General features: G+C 44.4%; 13 protein-coding genes and 1 pseudogene. 6 read left to right on the top strand and 8 right to left on the bottom strand.

Annotation, left to right across the window (positions count from 1 at the left end; all coding sequences use genetic code 11):
* Positions 1 to 2,144 (bottom strand): NACHT domain-containing NTPase (locus QUA00_RS15900; protein WP_333410195.1); only part of this gene is annotated, 2,144 nt, incomplete at its 3' end.
* On the bottom strand, positions 2,065 to 2,517 hold the full coding sequence (locus tag QUA00_RS15895; protein WP_333283178.1) for a hypothetical protein: 453 nt from the start codon (positions 2,515 to 2,517) through the stop codon (positions 2,065 to 2,067). The genes QUA00_RS15895 and QUA00_RS15900, both read right to left, overlap by 80 nt.
* A 223-nt stretch (positions 2,518 to 2,740) precedes the next feature.
* Here QUA00_RS15895 and QUA00_RS15890 point away from each other — a divergent pair, with 223 nt between their 5' ends.
* The 3 genes and pseudogenes from QUA00_RS15890 to QUA00_RS15880 all read left to right on the top strand — a co-directional run bounded on the left by QUA00_RS15890 (position 2,741) and on the right by QUA00_RS15880 (position 4,437).
* Entirely contained in the window at positions 2,741 to 3,313 is a 573-nt protein-coding gene (locus QUA00_RS15890) for an ATP-binding protein (RefSeq protein ID WP_333140565.1), read from the top strand.
* Positions 3,314 to 3,599: 286 nt separating this feature from the next.
* Positions 3,600 to 3,914 (top strand): annotated as a pseudogene (locus tag QUA00_RS15885) (response regulator transcription factor); the annotation flags it as partial.
* 169 nt (positions 3,915 to 4,083) lie between these two features.
* Complete coding sequence (locus QUA00_RS15880; protein ID WP_333283180.1) at positions 4,084 to 4,437, top strand: response regulator transcription factor; 354 nt, start codon at positions 4,084 to 4,086, stop codon at positions 4,435 to 4,437.
* 20 nt (positions 4,438 to 4,457) lie between these two features.
* On the opposite strand, the gene QUA00_RS15875 is transcribed toward QUA00_RS15880, so the two are convergent.
* Positions 4,458 to 4,862, bottom strand: a complete 405-nt coding sequence (locus QUA00_RS15875) for a gamma-glutamylcyclotransferase (RefSeq protein ID WP_333265274.1) — start codon at positions 4,860 to 4,862, stop codon at positions 4,458 to 4,460.
* A 120-nt stretch (positions 4,863 to 4,982) separates the two neighbouring features.
* Between QUA00_RS15875 and QUA00_RS15870 the strand changes: the two genes are divergently transcribed.
* From QUA00_RS15870 to QUA00_RS15860, 3 genes are all read left to right on the top strand, one after another.
* Positions 4,983 to 5,576 (top strand): glyoxalase-like domain protein, encoded by a 594-nt coding sequence (locus QUA00_RS15870; protein WP_333410194.1) that lies wholly within the window; start codon positions 4,983 to 4,985, stop codon positions 5,574 to 5,576.
* A gap of 277 nt (positions 5,577 to 5,853) precedes the next feature.
* A complete protein-coding gene (locus QUA00_RS15865) occupies positions 5,854 to 6,333 on the top strand; it encodes a hypothetical protein (RefSeq protein WP_333410193.1) in 480 nt (159 codons plus the stop codon).
* A 212-nt stretch (positions 6,334 to 6,545) separates the two neighbouring features.
* On the top strand, positions 6,546 to 7,160 hold the full coding sequence (locus tag QUA00_RS15860; protein ID WP_333410192.1) for a hypothetical protein: 615 nt from the start codon (positions 6,546 to 6,548) through the stop codon (positions 7,158 to 7,160).
* 109 nt (positions 7,161 to 7,269) lie between these two features.
* Here the strand turns inward: QUA00_RS15860 and QUA00_RS15855 are convergent, their stop codons facing one another.
* From QUA00_RS15855 to QUA00_RS15835, 5 genes are all read right to left on the bottom strand, one after another.
* The gene (locus QUA00_RS15855; protein WP_333410191.1) at positions 7,270 to 10,188 is read right to left on the bottom strand and encodes a caspase family protein; all 2,919 of its coding nucleotides are present in this window, start codon (positions 10,186 to 10,188) and stop codon (positions 7,270 to 7,272) included.
* 96 nt (positions 10,189 to 10,284) lie between these two features.
* Positions 10,285 to 11,697: a caspase family protein gene (locus QUA00_RS15850; protein WP_333410190.1), complete on the bottom strand. Its 1,413-nt coding sequence runs from the start codon at positions 11,695 to 11,697 to the stop codon at positions 10,285 to 10,287.
* A 135-nt stretch (positions 11,698 to 11,832) separates the two neighbouring features.
* Entirely contained in the window at positions 11,833 to 13,953 is a 2,121-nt protein-coding gene (locus QUA00_RS15845) for a caspase family protein (protein ID WP_333140581.1), read from the bottom strand.
* Positions 13,954 to 14,105: 152 nt separating this feature from the next.
* Positions 14,106 to 15,008, bottom strand: a complete 903-nt coding sequence (locus QUA00_RS15840) for a peptidoglycan-binding protein (protein WP_333410189.1) — start codon at positions 15,006 to 15,008, stop codon at positions 14,106 to 14,108.
* 41 nt (positions 15,009 to 15,049) lie between these two features.
* Entirely contained in the window at positions 15,050 to 15,952 is a 903-nt protein-coding gene (locus QUA00_RS15835) for a glycoside hydrolase family protein (RefSeq protein WP_333410188.1), read from the bottom strand.
* Positions 15,953 to 16,272: the final 320 nt, after the last annotated feature.

Below are 16,272 nucleotides of genomic sequence, written 5' to 3'. Positions count from 1 at the left end.
AGCAATGTCTCCTCAATTTCCTGCCGCACAGCAGGAGATACATTACAACCGCTATTGAGGCAATCTACCAGCAATTTATTAGCATCGTAATACTTCCTCAGCAATGACTTCTGCTGTTGGCTAAATTCCCAATCGTGACCTATATTGCGATAGGAAATTATGATTTGTCTTAATTCCCTAGTCCAAACTTGTCCGTTAGCTTGCCACCATTGCCTAAATATTTCCTTGTCACCATCTGAGTGAGGTAGCTGTTTCTTAAGTTCTTGCAGTGCTTGCATCAATTCAGGTTCAACAACAGGGACAAGAAGAATGTCGTGGGCAAGACTAAGGGCTGGGTCAATAGCACCGTCGATTACAGGCAAAATGGCAAGGTCAAGAACAAGGTCAAGGGTAAGTTCAATAGCAGAGTCAAAGGTATGTTTAACGGCAAGGTAAAGGGCTGGGTCAAGGAAACGTTCAGGGTTACGATTAAGAGCAAGCTCAAGGGATGGGAGAAGGGAAAAGTAAAAGAATCTCACTGCCGCAGGTTTGTAGGGGAAATCAACAGAAATGGATTTTTGGTTTACCCACAGTAGGAATTGCTGTAACTCCTCGTCCTCAGCGACCAGTCCATCAACTTGTTGTTTCATTAACAGTAAAAAATCATCAGCTTTTGGCAACATCTCAACTGCTAACAACAAAACTTCTCGCCAACGCTTCTCTGTCAGGTGGCTGAGCAGTTTTTCCCAAGCTTGTGGAGTGGAGTTGTTAACTATTTTTGTAGCAGTAAAATACTCTTGGAATGTTAGATGAGAAAACGAATAAATCCCTCTTGCCCTTTCCACTAATAATCCATGTTGTGCCTCGATCGCCTTCAGCACAACCTCACTATGGATCTCCAACTGAACGGGGTCAGTTGTGGCATCGGGTAAGTTAGCTAGATAGTCGGCAATCACTTGTTGGATTTGATTTTTTTCAAAAAAGTAATCGCCCCGATCAAAAGTAATAGCTGCCACAAAAGCAAGTAAATGTTTCTTGCGGCACAAATTCAAATCTCGATAAACTTCATCCCGTTGAATGCCTCTAGTTTCATCCCATTTTCTGAGCATAATTTCCAGTCCTTCCTCATACAACTTGGCTCGGTTGGATGGGAAATCTGCTTTGGCTTGGAATACTAAACAAGTCAGATTCAACAAGATAGGCGTTACTGCCAGTTCTCGGATTTGCTGATTTTTATTCATTTTTAGCTGCTCTACAAATTGAGACGCTAAAGCTTTCCCTGCCTCCAGATTCTGGGAAAATGCCACAAACCAATTGCGAGCAAAGGCAGCGATTTGCTTGTTATTAAAATCGGCTACCTCAACACAGGTAAAAGCTGCGTCGTGAAATCGGTACTTAGCAGCGGCAATTCGACAGGTAATAATAAACTGATTGTTGTAATACTTTTGGACAAACTGACGAATCTGTCTGACGACTGCATCGCTATCTGATTCTGGCACTTCATCTAAGCCGTCCAATAAAATCAGCCCTTTGCCTTGACTGAGTACGAATTCAGTTTGCGATCGCGCCTCAACTCCGCAACTGGCAAATTCGTCGCTGATATATTCTAATAAGTCAAGATTAGCGATTTCAGCAAAGGTTCTTAGGGGGATAAAAATCGGTATTTTGTTTGTTTCAAATTTTGCGCGATCGCACTGAAGGGCGATGTGTTTCAAAAAGGTAGTTTTACCGGAACCAGGTTTGCCGAGTACCATCAGTTTAGAGTGAGATTTCACCGCATCCAATCCTGGTACTCGTTTCTGGCGCACTTTGCCTAAACCCAAGCGGTTAAAGTTATCTGCATCTGGGTTGAAGTCTCTGAGTAAATCGCGAATTTCTCCCGGCTGCCAACTGGTAATTTCCTCCAAAATGTTGACTTCAACATAAAGGTTGCTGACATCAACGGGCTGTGCAATATCCAACAGTTGCATTTTGCTGTAAAGCTGTTGGATTTTGCTGTGGCATTTTTGCCGGATCTCTTCCACTACCGAATCAATATGCTGTTGGCAAAAATCTCTAACCCCCCCAACCCCCAGGGCTGTTTCATTATCCGTAGGGGCCGTGCCCCCGTGCCGGCCCTCTTGGTCGGATCTGCCGATCGAATCCTCTAGGTCGGGGGTAGGCACGGGGAGTAGGGGTAGCACTACCCCTACAAAATTCATGTTTTTGGTGAGAATTAAACAGCCCTGCCCCAACCCCCTCTTGGTAAGGGGGGGCTAAAGGAGGACGATCGACAATTTCTTCCCAATTCAACTGCAAAACCCTGCAGAAAGCCCTGAAAGCATTGGCTTTAATTGGTTCTCTTCCTCCTAAAAAACGCCTCCAAGTGGGCAGCGAGAGGCCATCAGCATAGGGCCCGGCTTCTGTCCAAGTTCGATCGGGCTCTAATTTTTGACTAGCTTCTACTAGCCATATCGGGTCTTCTATAGTCGAGCCCCTTTCTCTTCTAGCTTGCTTAATTTTTACTAATCCCTCCTCAGAGGCTTTGAGGGTGGTCATTGTATAATTTACTTATCTAATTGTCAACGTCAGTTTTCGATCAGTTTAGCGATCGCAAACTGAGTTTGTCAAGACCCGATCAAAAAAGAGAAAATGATCGGGACAACAACTGCACGGCATACGGGAAAAGTCAGGCATAAATCATGCAAACTTAATCGTTCAGAATGCCACTGTCTTTTTTAGGTAAAAAAGTACACATTAAATGATGACAAAGGATAGCACCATGATAGATAACATAGATGAAATTCCGTCAGGTGGGATAGGTATAAAAATTATTGGCAAAATTGCCGATGAGCTAAGTTATACCCGCACTTCTGACGGTCGGAACTGTCTGTTCATTGTAAAATATTATCAGCAGCCTGGTCTAGTACCATCCCAAAGCAGCATTCAAGATGGTTTTTTTAAGCGGGCTATCGATGTTTTAACCAGCTTTAATTTCGGGTTTCAAAAGCAACGATTTCCCCAATCCGAGCCAAGTTATAACCAGCTAGTTCAAAAAATCCGCCTTCAAATAAATACTGATATCAAGGCTGTTGCTCAAGTTTTATCGTGGGTTGAACAGCTAGATCCTCTACCAATTCCCCTAGTCGTTTTGCATCAGTGTAAACTTGCTGTGATTGAAGGGTTTACGAATGCTGTTCGCCACGCTCACAAAAATCTGCCATTAGAAACTCCGATAGAGCTGGAAATAATGGTATTTAACGAACACCTAGAAGTAAAAATTTGGGATTGGGGAGAGCCTTTTGACATTCAAGCGAAGTTGAGAGAAGAATTGCCCCAAAAAAGTCTGTATTAGTTGGAACGATCTGGGATTTACGCTCCACTAAAGCTGTGCTGTAATTGCCAGCTTTAAATTGACGCTAGGAAGAAACTTTTTTGTTATGACTACTGATACTACTCCCAAGATTCTCGTTGTGGATGATGACCGAAAGCATCCAGGATACAAGCCCCCGGATTCATCAGTCCAGAAATAAAAAACCTGTATTCGATGAAACTTGCCCCCGAATTTATCCGTGGGGTCAATGCTTCAATTCTAAAATCTAAAATCTAAAATCTAAAATCTAAAATCGAGTGACTCATCAATCCGCAATCTTGTTCATCGTTTTTTAAATCAGAAATATCAAGTAGATTCGGCAGCAGATGGCGAGACTGCTTTAGAATTGTTTGAGAAATTAAAGCCACTGCTAGTAGTTCTTGATTGGAATTTGCCGGATACTACAGGCTATCACCTCTGCCAGGAAATGCATCGCCGTACTAATGTTTTTGTGATTATGCTAAGCAGCCGCACCGACGAAGCTGATAAACTTAAAGTCCTGTCTGCAGGTGCTGATGACTATATCTGCAAACCCTTTGGTTTGGCAGACTTGGCAATTCGTATAGAAGTTGTGTTGAGACGGATGATACCAATTTAATGTGAAGTTGCACATATCTCGATCCCCCTAAATCCCCCTTAAGAAGGGGGACTTTGATCGGAATCTTGTCCCCCCCTTAGTAGGGGCGGTGCCCCCGTGCCCGCCCTCTTGGCTAGGGGGGATCGCATTCTACGGGGCCTCATAAAAAATTGGTATGAGGCCTGTCACTTCATCACGTATTGTATTCGATCAATTCGCGATCGATTCAGCGCGTCGGGAAGCAACACTCAACGATCGCATTATCAAGTTAACAGCCTTGGAATTTAATATTTTGTATTTTTTGGCTAGTCATTCCGGTCAATCTTGGAGTCGCCAACAGCTAATTGAAAAAATCTGGGGGTGGAACTGCGACGACACAGGAGAAAAGCAAGTTGTTAGCGTGCATATCGGCCAGATTCGCAAGAAAATGATTCAAGTTGATGCTAATGCGTCGCAGTTTATTAAAACTATTCGGGGTTACGGTTACAGGTTCGATCCGCCGAATCGCACGGCAATAGCTATTAACTAAGCTCATCGGCATTAACCACCTTATTTGGTGAAAAACCTATTTTCCCACGTGCCGTGGGGCAGCCAGATGCCTCCTAGGGAACGAACGCGATCGGGTAACATGAAGTAAGCCCAAGCCGTGCCTAAAGGTTTGAGGTGTCGATCGAAGATTTCAATTTCCTGCCGCTGATATTCGTTTTGTGTCGGTTCCCGCAGGGGATGATAGTCTTCCAATCGGTCTAAATCGTCCAAAATAGCCGAGTTTGCGAAACAGAGGAGAAAACCGCAGACTGTGCCATCTCCGGCCATCATCGCAGGATAGCCGATCGGCAGCGCAAAAAGTTGACCGCGGGCGATCGCGGGGTAAGCATTCACAACTTTTCCTTCGCAGTAGCGGAGGTAGTTGCACTCCCCCGGTTTGAGAGTGCCGTAGACAAAGACTTTCATCGGGTAGGGCCTAACCGCTAGTTTTTGCTAACATAGATGGCTAAGCTAATAGTTTAAGTCTCGCGGGCGATCGCGACTGCAATCTTGATAAATTTCGTTGTTTACCCTTTCTTATAATTCATGACTCTAGCAGTTAGTTTTATTGCTTTTGGACTTCGGCCTTTGTACCTGAGCTCTTTTTTGCCGTCCCTAGACAGCTTGTTTTCGACTCAAGGGATTATGGTGATGCTGCTGGCCGCCTATGCGGGGGCGATGTGGATGTTTCTCACCAGTGCTCCGAAGGTACACACGGTGATGGTATCGGATCTCGGACAAGCGAGGGAGTTTTATGAAGGTATGCTAAACCTGCCCGTAGCAGAAGTGCCACTGCACTACTACTACAATTACGAGCAAACTTTGGGGACAACTGGTATTGATCCGCTGTATTTGTCGCCGAATGTCGGGAGGGCAACGACATCTCAAACAATGGGGAGTCCCGATGGTTTGTGGTATCAGTTGATGAAAAATACCCAACTGCACATTATTAGCGGGGCCGGTGTAGGGGAAAAAAATCGCCCGCGTCACGTTTGTTTCGATCGCGAATGTTTGGATCAGCTATTGATGAGGGTACAAACTCGCGGCATTAGTTATAAAATTCGCCGGGAAAAGCCGCTGAATTTTTTGGTCAAGGATTACGACGGCCGCGTGATTGAAATGGCTGAGGTTAGTAATTAAGTAGGTCGTTCTAATTAAAAGTAAAACGATCTCCCGCGCTACCCCGGCTTCTTTTGTTAAGTAATATCATTCCGGCGGTGCCGGAATGATATTAGTCGCGAACACGGCTCATCTCCTGAGAGATAGTCGCTCAATCAAAAAATGATAAGAATAGTTGAGATTTTTGAAATATCACTATATTTTGGTTAAACTAGCTTGATTGGTTTCGGAAGATATTTTTATATCCCCAGAATAATCAGTAACTCTCTTGTTAGCTAAAGCTTGGAGATAAGTAGAAATGACAGAAGTTGAAGCGATTGTGGCAAGTTTGTGGGAGCTGGATGATGATGTATTGGAAGCTCAGCTAGGCTCTCACGTAAAAGCCATAGGGGATGATGTTGCTGGACGTGGAGCAAGAGGGGTAGACCCAGCTTCCTTGGAATCTATTGATGTGAACGTTGCGGCTAGAGCAGCGATCGATCCAAGATTTTTAGATGCTGGTCGCCAGTTGTTCGATCGCGTCAACCCCTTAGTTTACCAACTTATGTGCAAACCCCTCGGAGACGATGCAGAGACTCGGAAGATTCTAGATGAAACAATAAATCAGAACTATACCACAGCGGCTGGGATGTTGGCTCCTGTTTTAGTCAGTGGAGTTGGGTTAGCTCCTCCTGTTGCTACTCTCCTGGCTACTCTAATTATCAAAAAGATTGCAAATATGGGTGCTACAGCAATTTGCGAGACTTGGGAGAAAAGTTTAGTCAAACCTGCAATCTGAGTTATTGACAAAGATTAGTAATACAGCCTGGACGCACTCCGACCAAAGAAACCGGGTTTTTTACCAAATCTGCGCGCTGTAACGCATCTTCTCGCAAAAAACCCGGTTTCTGACCACCCGTGCGTCCAGGAGTATCATAAAACTCTGTGAGGCGATCGCACTTCTGTACTCAGAGGTTGTGTCGGGCGATCGCACTTATCTACCCATATTTGATGAATAGCGGCTACGGCGTTAAAAAGTTTTACCTTTTGCAACTACTTCTTTACATGGTCATCAAAACCCTCTTAGCTGTTTCTCTCAGCCTTCTTTTTGGTTGCCAACAAAGAGTTGTTACCCAACAAAGTTTAATAAACAACTCAATCAGCAACGAAGCTGCGAGTCTAAATCAGCCCAAAGCAAAGGGGCAATCAAGGGATATTAGGATTTATGGCAGAAAAAATCCTAATCCCAACAAGGCTATTCTTCCTGCAAACTTCAAGGTTTACGTCAAAGACAATGTTGTGGTGAATGTGTCCTATCCGGGTTTTGAGGAAAGGACTCTACCCACTGTTAATAAATTTATCGGTTATCCGGGCTGTTATGTTGCCGCCTACTCCCGCAGAAAAGAGAAAAGTGTGTATTCAGTTGGTGGAGACATATATGTAATGGGACAAGTTAGGGTTCCCGGCAGTTATCAGGAAAGAATTTGTCTGCCAGTAGGCTATGAAAATGTGGATATCAGTGCTGATCCTCAGTTTAAATTAATGTTTGCTGAAGTATTGCCAAAAGCCTGCAAAGAGGGTTGCTGGGCCGGTGGCGATACTGGTGGCTGGTTCGGGATACAGTAAACTAAAACTGTTCAAGATTCCTCTCACTTCAAATGGAAAGCTAGAAGTGCTATCGTAGAAAGTTCGTTTTTTATCTTCCAAGCTGGCAAATTTATTTGAAGCATTGCCGCTATTTTTTGTGAAACTTAAAGTTTCTCAAAACCAAATAGATACCTGAGTTTTGATTTTCATCACCAGTGGAAGTGTTTTGATTAATTACATTATTAGAGTATGCTTCCCAAATATCTGGATAAGGAAAATTCAATACATTCCCGACAACAACAATCCCTATATTTGATTTCTCAAGAATGAGATAGTCTCCAGATTCCCACCTTTGTTTGGCACTTCTACTCTGAGAATTATTGTCACAAGAGTATTCAAATGCAGATCTAAATTTTACATAATATACTCCTGGCTCTTTTGGTGCTTTTATCGTGAAATGCTCTCGAGCCTGAATTTTTTCCCCTTTATCACCAAGTTGGTCAACATTTATGCATCCTGGTACATCTTTTGATTTAACCTTATTTTCTTCTGACTTTGTTGAGAAACCCATCAAGATTTGGTTATAAGCAGTTGGATATGGAGGCTTTTTTGCAGTGTCAGGAGTGTACAAGTATCTGTAATCTGTCGTTCCTTGAATCTCTTGCTCAGGAGAAGCAAATATGACATTTGGTTTACTTGTCAAATTAGACCATACAGTCCCCACAAATGTGGTTGCTGATGCAACAAATGTTGTGATGACTAGCGACACAGTGATTCCAATGCCCCAGCGCGAACGAGTATCTTTGTGTTTTTGCCTAATGCTTTGCTGTACAAACTCAGTTTCTAACTGGTTCAACCAATTGTTGTTTTGTGAGTTAAGTACCTCTTTCTGTAGCACATCCAGGTAGGGGTCAGTATTCCAAAGATACCGTGGCTGTTGCTGGCTTTTCCACTCTACAGCAGCAGGTATTAAACGGCGCTGCAATCTTAAGTTTTTCTCCTCTTCTACCCAATTCAGCAGCTTTTGCCAACCCCGCACCAAAGCATCATGGGCGGGTTCCACGTAGGGATTCCCCTCTGCATCTTGCCCTTTCACTAACAACCTGGCTGTGCTAAAATGCTCAATTACTTCTTTAACTAAACTATTTCGAGCGGGCGGATATTCCAATTCCGATAACGGGACTTGTCTGCGCGCTAATTCACCCCCAGCCAGGGCTACCATCCGCAGCATTACATGACGGATAACTTGGCTATAAGCTGGATTTTCTTGAACTAGCGCCTGATATTCCTCATCAGCTCTTTGAGTCAGCGATTGGATGACTCCTCCCAAAGCTTGATAATCTTCTTGAGTCAGCGCCCGGTCAATTGTTATTCCTCGATTTTGTGCATCCCGTTGTCGCTTTAAATACTTTAGATAAAGTTCCCTCAACGCGAAAGAAAGCAGTGGCAATGCTCCCGGCATATCTGCCACTTCATTAATTAATTGTTCTACTAAATCGTGGGGTTGAAAATACATTACCCGTGCTTCAGCGGGTTTCTCAATCGCTTCCCGTAGTTCGGCTCGTGTCATCGCTGGTACAATAAATCGTCCGTTGAGCCAACGCTCTTTAAGCTCAGTGTCAGTGTTTCCTACTTCTTTTTTAAGGACTGTGGGGAAACACTTTAAGCCAGCATCTCTGAGTTGGGTTTCAAAGTCAGAACGTAGGCTTAACACTACTCGTAATTTATCCCGATGGGCATCAATTGCTGTAAGTATTTGTTGGAAAAATTCCGGGCGCTCATCCTCATCTTGACAGAGTGTAATTATTTCTTCGCTTTTATCTATAAAGATTAATAAATGGGAATCGGGATGATTTTTAGCCCAAACCGCAATACTTTGACTCAGAGTTTTTTGTTGATTTTGTAATTCAATTTTGGGTAATTGGGCATCAATCAGCGCATTATTCAAGGCTTGAAAAGGTGTTGCTCCGGGGCGTATTGGTGATATAATAAACCATTTGTCGCTTTTTTGCTGTTTCAATTTGGGGATTAATCCGGCTTTTGCCAAACTGGATTTACCACAACCAGAAGCACCCAAAACCACTGTTAGAGGATTAGTTTGGACAATATTTTGTAACTTTTCTATTAGTTCGTTTCTACCGAAAAACAGTTTGTTGTGTTCCTCTTCAAAGGGTAACAAGCCACGATAGGGATTTTTGGAAACATCTAATGGTGGGGCGGGCGGTAGATTCAGCGCGTGTCCTGGTGTCAGGAAAATGTACTCGCCTTTGTCGTGTTTGTTGAGGCAATGAATCCCTGGCGTCTGGCGGATGGCACGTGCTTCTGTGGCAACTTCAACACGATCGCGCAAATACACATAGAGATCGGTTGCCGTAATTACACCATCCCCGGCTGGCTTACCGGGTTCGGCTGGTGGAAAAGCATCGGCCTTACCCTCAAGTGCTTCTATCAAGGCAGAGGCAAACGGTGAATGGCTTCCGATTTGTCCGCGATCGTCTTTCAAGTCAAAGGCATCCCATGCAGATTGATCGTAGGCAGCCGAAGTAAGGACTTGCCATGCGGGGTCTTGAATGAAGCGATCGTACCGTTCTTTGTGGATCGTAACCAGTTCAACAGGAAGCGCTTTGCGTAGGCTTGACCAGCGAAAAGCACCCGCAAAACAACAGTCGAGAATGCCTAAAAAGTGACGGCAGGGAAGCTGAAGCAAGGCTTTATTCACGTCTGACATCGGCAGGTAAGTGCGAACATTGCCCAACTTAGCGTTTTGAGGAATCAGACAGCCTTCAGGGCCATCCTCACCGTTGAGGGCAATCCCATGTCCAGCGAAGTAGAAGAGGAAGCGATCGCCCGCCTGAATTTGTTTCGGCAGTTCTATCTCTAATACCTGCCGAAGTTGGCTGAGGGTAGCTGCTTGATTCAGAAGCAGAGTGACGGTGTAATCATGCTCGGTTTCGAGGATGCGGGCAATTTCTGTCGCATCACTGACGGCTGTTTTGAGTGCAGAGATGCCGTTTTTGTAGTCATTAATACCAATAATTAGGGCATAACTGTGTTCAAAGTTTGACATAGTAATTTATCTCTTATGACTGGACAAAGCCTTCAATAATTGAGTCTTATTTCAGATAAGTAGGAAATACAGAAATTGGCAAACAAATCTTTCGGGTTAAGGTCTAATAAAAATAGATACATATTTCCCTGAAGCAGAACCAATGGGCAAAAGATCAAATTGCTCTGAAGGCAATTTGTTTTGGAGAATTTTCTCTAAATACTTAGCTGCCTCTTCATTTTTTGAAGTGTAACGAATTTCATTGACTGGTGTATTGATGTCCGGATTCGGGAATGTATATTTGTCGAAAAAATCTTGTTCTTGAGGAAGTAAAAATATATTTTTATCCCCAAAATTTTTGCTAAATAATTCTTTAATCTTATTGGCTCTTGTTTCTACATCCGGTCTATCTTTTATAAAATAAATACGAATTTCATAATCTTTCAGGATTTGAGGCTCTACATAAGTTTGTGTTGGTATAACTTGTGGATGTCGATCAACATTAGTTAAAATAGGATAAACGATTGTAATAACAATGACTACACAAACAAGACCCACTCCGATTAATTGCCACTTGGGCAATTTCACATTTTTAGGTTGACGTTCTTTTGCCTCGTCCTTTAGGTGAAATTCTGTGTATGGCTGTTGCTCATTTCTTAAAATATTAGAGAGTTCCGTAGAAGGTACCATTGAAACAGGCATACTACGGTCATATACATTTGCACCAATCAAAGGATGCTGCCTGTGATCGGTTGCACGTTTAACATTGTCACGCACATACTCAAATAGCTCCCCAACCGTCACAATTCCATTTTTGTCACCATCGGCAGCACCTCGCATTCCTTCTAACAGATAGTGGGTAAAAACTCCATGCCCTCCTCCCCATCTAGCATCCTCAAACGAAACCTCATTTGCCTCCGCCGAGGTTAGTAGAGCGATTCCTCCTCTGGCCTTACTCACTTCCTGTAGATAGCGGTTTACAAATGTAGAATCATCAACAGCACTTCTACGACCAATTCCTCCAGCAATGGCTGCACTGTGGCAAGTATCAGCTAAGACAATGACTTTCTCAGCGAGCAGATTTTCTCTCAGAGACAAGTCAATTTCACGCATGGGTAGCGCAGTCCCTGCGATATCACCAGGAGCTGTATCGTGAGTAAGCAGGTAGATATTGCCTGGTCGGTCAAAATCCGGTGTGCCATGACAGGCGAAGTAGATAACAACAAGGTCTTCTCGTGCTGGCTTTTTCAAAAAAGCACGGAGTGCTCGTGTAATGTTGGCAGTTGTTGCTTCCTCATTGATTAATTTACAGATGAATTCTTTCTTAAAGTTGCCTCCACTAGGAGTGAGGAGCAGGTTGTAAAGCTCCTCTGCATCCCGATCAGCGTATCTCAGATTCCAACCTTGATATCGGTACCGTGATATACCAACAATAATTGCCCAGCGATCGCACTTGCGATACTCTGAGTACACCTCTAACTCTGAGATTATTGGTTCTGCACGTCGGCTAGTAGGTTGCTGTTCGGACATTGCACAGACAAGTTATTTACTAATTGGCTCTCTGGATATTGATGAGTCTAGGACTATTCAAGAAGTCAGCATGGAACTGATGCTAATCACCAGCGATCTATTCCAATTGGATGAATAGCCCTATTCACAAAACACCTATCGCATTACCGTGAGCTGGATCTCCTTCGTGGTCCATTCCTGACTCGGATCGAAAATCGGAACTGCTGCGCGAGTTGGGGGTTCATCATCAACATCAGCACCAACCGCAGTCAAAAGTATCCCAAGCGGATCGGGGTCGCGTTGGAGTCCTGCCTTTGATGCAATTTCTTCATCAAGTGAGGGCAACTCCAGCCAACGAAAATCATTCTGTCTGACAGTCGCAAAAACTTTCAAGGTTTCGGCTCCTTTGGAATATTTCACAGTATCCTGGAGATTGATCGCAAGCGGAATTAACATTTCTTGATTGGGATTGAATGGATAAAAAATCGCCTCTGGTATTTGGAGTTGAATGCGGGAAACCGCCCAGTTTGATTCGAGATCCAGCACAGCAACATTCAAAACTTGAGAGGAAGTATTCTTAATTCGCAAGAATGCGTACTCACCAGATTTAACAACTAAATTAGTTGGATCGGGAAACGGCTGCGGTTTTTTAGGCATCCCTGGTAGCCAGTTTGGTTGTGTGAGTAATTCCACTTCTAGCTGATTAGTCAACTCAGAAAATTGATTGCTCAACTCCTGAATTGCCTGATATTTTGCCAAATGTACCAGACGCTGTACTACCTGTTGCGGAGCCTCAGAATGCTCAATCTTCAGGGCAGGTAGCAGGTTTTCAATGGGCGTGCCAACGCAAATCTCATACTCACCGAGTTGATTAACCGCAACTAGATAATCTTCCTTTTGTTGTGCATCCGCCAGTTTCAACCAGCCATTTCCTGCCAATGCTTCCTTAACTGCTGAGAGTGCATTATCTTGCTTGTCCGCAATTGCTTGAGGCAGTTCATTGTCTTTCTCACCAACCTCTTTTTTGAAAAGGCGTACTCCCCGTACCAAATCGACAGGGGCTGACAGCATCACTGCTTGAGAACCTTGGTCAATCTTGTCCTGACGTAGCACTTCAATTACATCTGCCCAGGCATCAGAAGCACCAACTTTGGCAATTTCAACGATCGCCAATTGCTTATTTTTCTGGGTAAAATCTGTCGTGCCAAACGCATAGATTGCGAAACGATAACCTGGACTGAGACCGTTTGCCATCCCCGCATTCAGCCGAACGTGCTTGACGACTTTCTTCGGTTCTGAGTCTGCCTCTGTTACCTCTTCCTCAATTACCTCAAGCACGTTGACGGCATATTGTAAAGATCCGCGCTCAACTCCGAAGACAAAGCGATCGCTCTCGCCCACCAGCATTGGCCTCTGAGGAAACTTGCTTTGAATTTTCGCACTGACGCGATCGTGCAATGTTTTGTATGTCAATCCTGAAGGGCTACTGGTTAACGTATCGATCATCCAGTACGTCAGCGCCCCATGTCGCTCCTTACCGCTCACCGCATACTCGTAGGCATACTCGCTAGGACGACAGGCAGCTAGCAATACATAATCTCTAGGTTGAGGAAGCCACTGCCCGGGGGTAATACTTGCAGGAATCCCATCAGTCAGAGTGTGCCAGTTTGCGATTAGCTCTTGTCGCTGGGCAACCAAGCTTTCAGAGTCTTGCGGTGCTGTGTCGGTTTCTCCGGGGCCTCGAATTGCAACATCGTCGCCTCTAGTTGCTTCTCCAGAGTGGCAGCTATCCAAGACAAGGGTGACAATCAACCCTTTGTCCGTCATCCGCTTCAACAGTGTCGCCAATTCCACATCTCGCAGGTAGCGCCCAGATTCGTTGCCAACATCTATTGGCACAATTCCCTCATCGAGTTGGTCATTCCCCTTCAATTCTGGATAAATAGTTGTCGTCCGTCCTCCATGTCCAGAATAGTGAATGTAAACCTGCTCTCCCGGCTGCGCTAGTTCTGTAATAGCCTTAAACTTCGCCACAATATTTTCATAAGTTGGTTCCGGGTCTTTGGTTTCGATTGTTTCAGCGACTTCAGGATTCGGAGAAGTTAGCTTGAAAATCCCTTCGGATGGAATCTTCAGTGTCTCGGAGAGGTAGCTTGCTACAAGATTAATGTCACGCACGGCTCCTTTAAGATTCTTGTACAACCGATTGGGTAAGTAGTAGTCAATGCCAATTAATAATGCGTAAAAATTCAGTGTTTGATCGGGTTGGTCAGCCATTTTTACCTCATCACTCCAGCATCTGTATTTAACTCAGAGAGTTGGTGTATCGGCAGAGTTCTAGAGCCGCAATTTCAAGCTTTTCAGAAAACTCTGCCCATTCAGCAACGTATCCTTCAGTTCAAGATTTTGTTAATTCGATCGCGAACAGTTCAAGCCATTTGTTCGCGGGTTTTTGGTCCGACAATTCCGTCTGGCTTCAAACCCTTCTTCTGCTGAAATTCCTTGACGGCTTTATCTGTTGCTGGCCCAAATTCACCATCAGCCCCAACTACAATCCCAGCCTTTTTCAAACCCTCCTGAAGCTTGAGTACATCCGAACCTTCCATTCGGGGCACCGCCAAGCGCAACGTTCTGGGTTTGTCATCCCACGGCGCTTTAGGAAACCCTGGAGCCGGAGAACGATTAAGCGCATCCTCAGTTTGAGGGCCAAAGCTGCCATCTTCGCTAATCTTTGCATTAGGATTGTTCTGATTCCAAAGCTGCTGAAATGCGAGTATTGATTTGCTGCGAAGATCGATCCTGCCGCCGCCTTGGTAGTCGAAGTGAGGCGGATCGTTTCGTAATGGATACCAGCCATACCGCATCAAATAAACTTCCCAGCCTCTTGCATCTTCAATGTCGATCGCTAACCCAGTTTGGTGGTTGCTGGCTCCCGGTGGAGCTACAGGATTAGAGTTGTTGAAGCGATCGTTATACAGTAGCATTTGCTGAGCGATCGTGCGGTAGGCAGAGTTCACCTGCATAGTTTGACCTCGATCTTGAATCGCTCTCTGGAGTGCCTGTTTTGCAGGGGCTTGTACATAGGGAAAGGCTGCATCCAGCAAGTCTACATTGAGGTCATCAAAACTGACAAAGGCATCTGGCACAATTAGTTGGAGTTGATATATCAACTGCTGAGATAAGCCATTTACCACCGCAGTCGAAGACATGGGTGCATCTTTGAGCAATCCGGGAAAACTGCCTTTAATTCCCAACATATCCCGTTCGACAAATTCTTCACAAGCCTCGACAATTACAGGTTGATTAAAGAGAAGATCGCTTGAGTCAGTCATGGTTTTATCCTATGGGTTTGAATTTGGTTACACAATCGATGTTATAGTCCCAATTCTTTTCGTGTTTGGGCACCTACAACACCATCCGCCATTAGCCCTTTCTGCTGCTGAAACTGCCGCACTGCCTTGTCAGTATCATTGCCAAAGAATCCATCAGGTTCGAGATTAATTCCTGCTGTTTTCAAAGCTTCTTGCACTTGACGAACATCCTCACCTTGCATCATGGGTTCGGTGAGTTTCAAAGTGCGAGGTGCTTCTGAGATTGTTTCACCTGTTACTTCTTCGCCTGTTCCTTCATAGGTTAAGAATGACTGCCAGGGTTTTCCCAAAAACAGTGCTCGTTCAGCCAATCGTCGGCGTGTCAGCCCTAGCCAGGGTTCACCATTTACCTTATTCCAGCGAGGAAACTGATTAGCAGCTCCTTGATAATTTCCCTCGTTCAAAAGCCTCAGAAGAGTTGAATCTCCAAAACCTCCTGGCCCCACGTTGAAGCAGAAACAAACCAGTGCAGAAAACTGATTGTCATTGAGCTGAACTTCAACGGCATCCTCAACAAAGGATTCAAATTTTTCTAAATCTTTGCTCAGCAATTCTTCTGCTTGCGTTTGGCTAATCGTCAGTCCTGGAAAAACATCGTTGCCAGTGTGTCCGTAACCAATTGTCCAAACTCCACCGCCGTCATCATAAGCAGTTAGCTTACATCCTTCAAACGTAGTCAGAAGCTTAAAGCCTTCTCCATTGATTTGCTTTGAACCTCTGCGTTCTGCCACATCAGGCGGTTGTTTTTCTGGAGGATTAATGTTGTATGTTTTAGCCACGCTGAACTTTAAAGCATCAATTAATGCTTTTACTTGCCCATTTGTCTCGGTGACTTTAACGGCTAGGTCGTCTTTTATTTCGTACACGCGACCATCGCCGAAGATTTCAAGTGATCTTCTTGGCATTTTAGTTTTTCCTTTGGAAAAGGTAGATGAACTGGAAGGACGCATCCTGAAGATCCCGATCGCCAAACTTTTGCCTGCCTCTGACAACGTGTGAAAAGAGTTTATCAATTCATACTTGTTATCCAAAGTCTTTGTTTGATCGGTGATTTCACTGGTTACGTCTGTCCCAAAGTAATTTCCGGGATTTTCTTGAACCTTTACAAAAGTTTATTTTTGCCGATCGAGAGCGGTGTGCTGCTTGTTCTATTTAACGATCGCGATCGCCCAATTCCACCACTATCAAATTACACTTAGGATCGTGGATTAAATAACTTCGTAGG

Origin of the sequence: Microcoleus sp. T2B6, from assembly GCF_036700475.1 — a bacterium.
Taxonomy (GTDB): Bacteria; Cyanobacteriota; Cyanobacteriia; order Cyanobacteriales; family Microcoleaceae; genus Microcoleus.
Note: the sequence above shows the minus strand (reverse complement) of the source record. Positions and strands in the feature narration are given on the sequence as shown.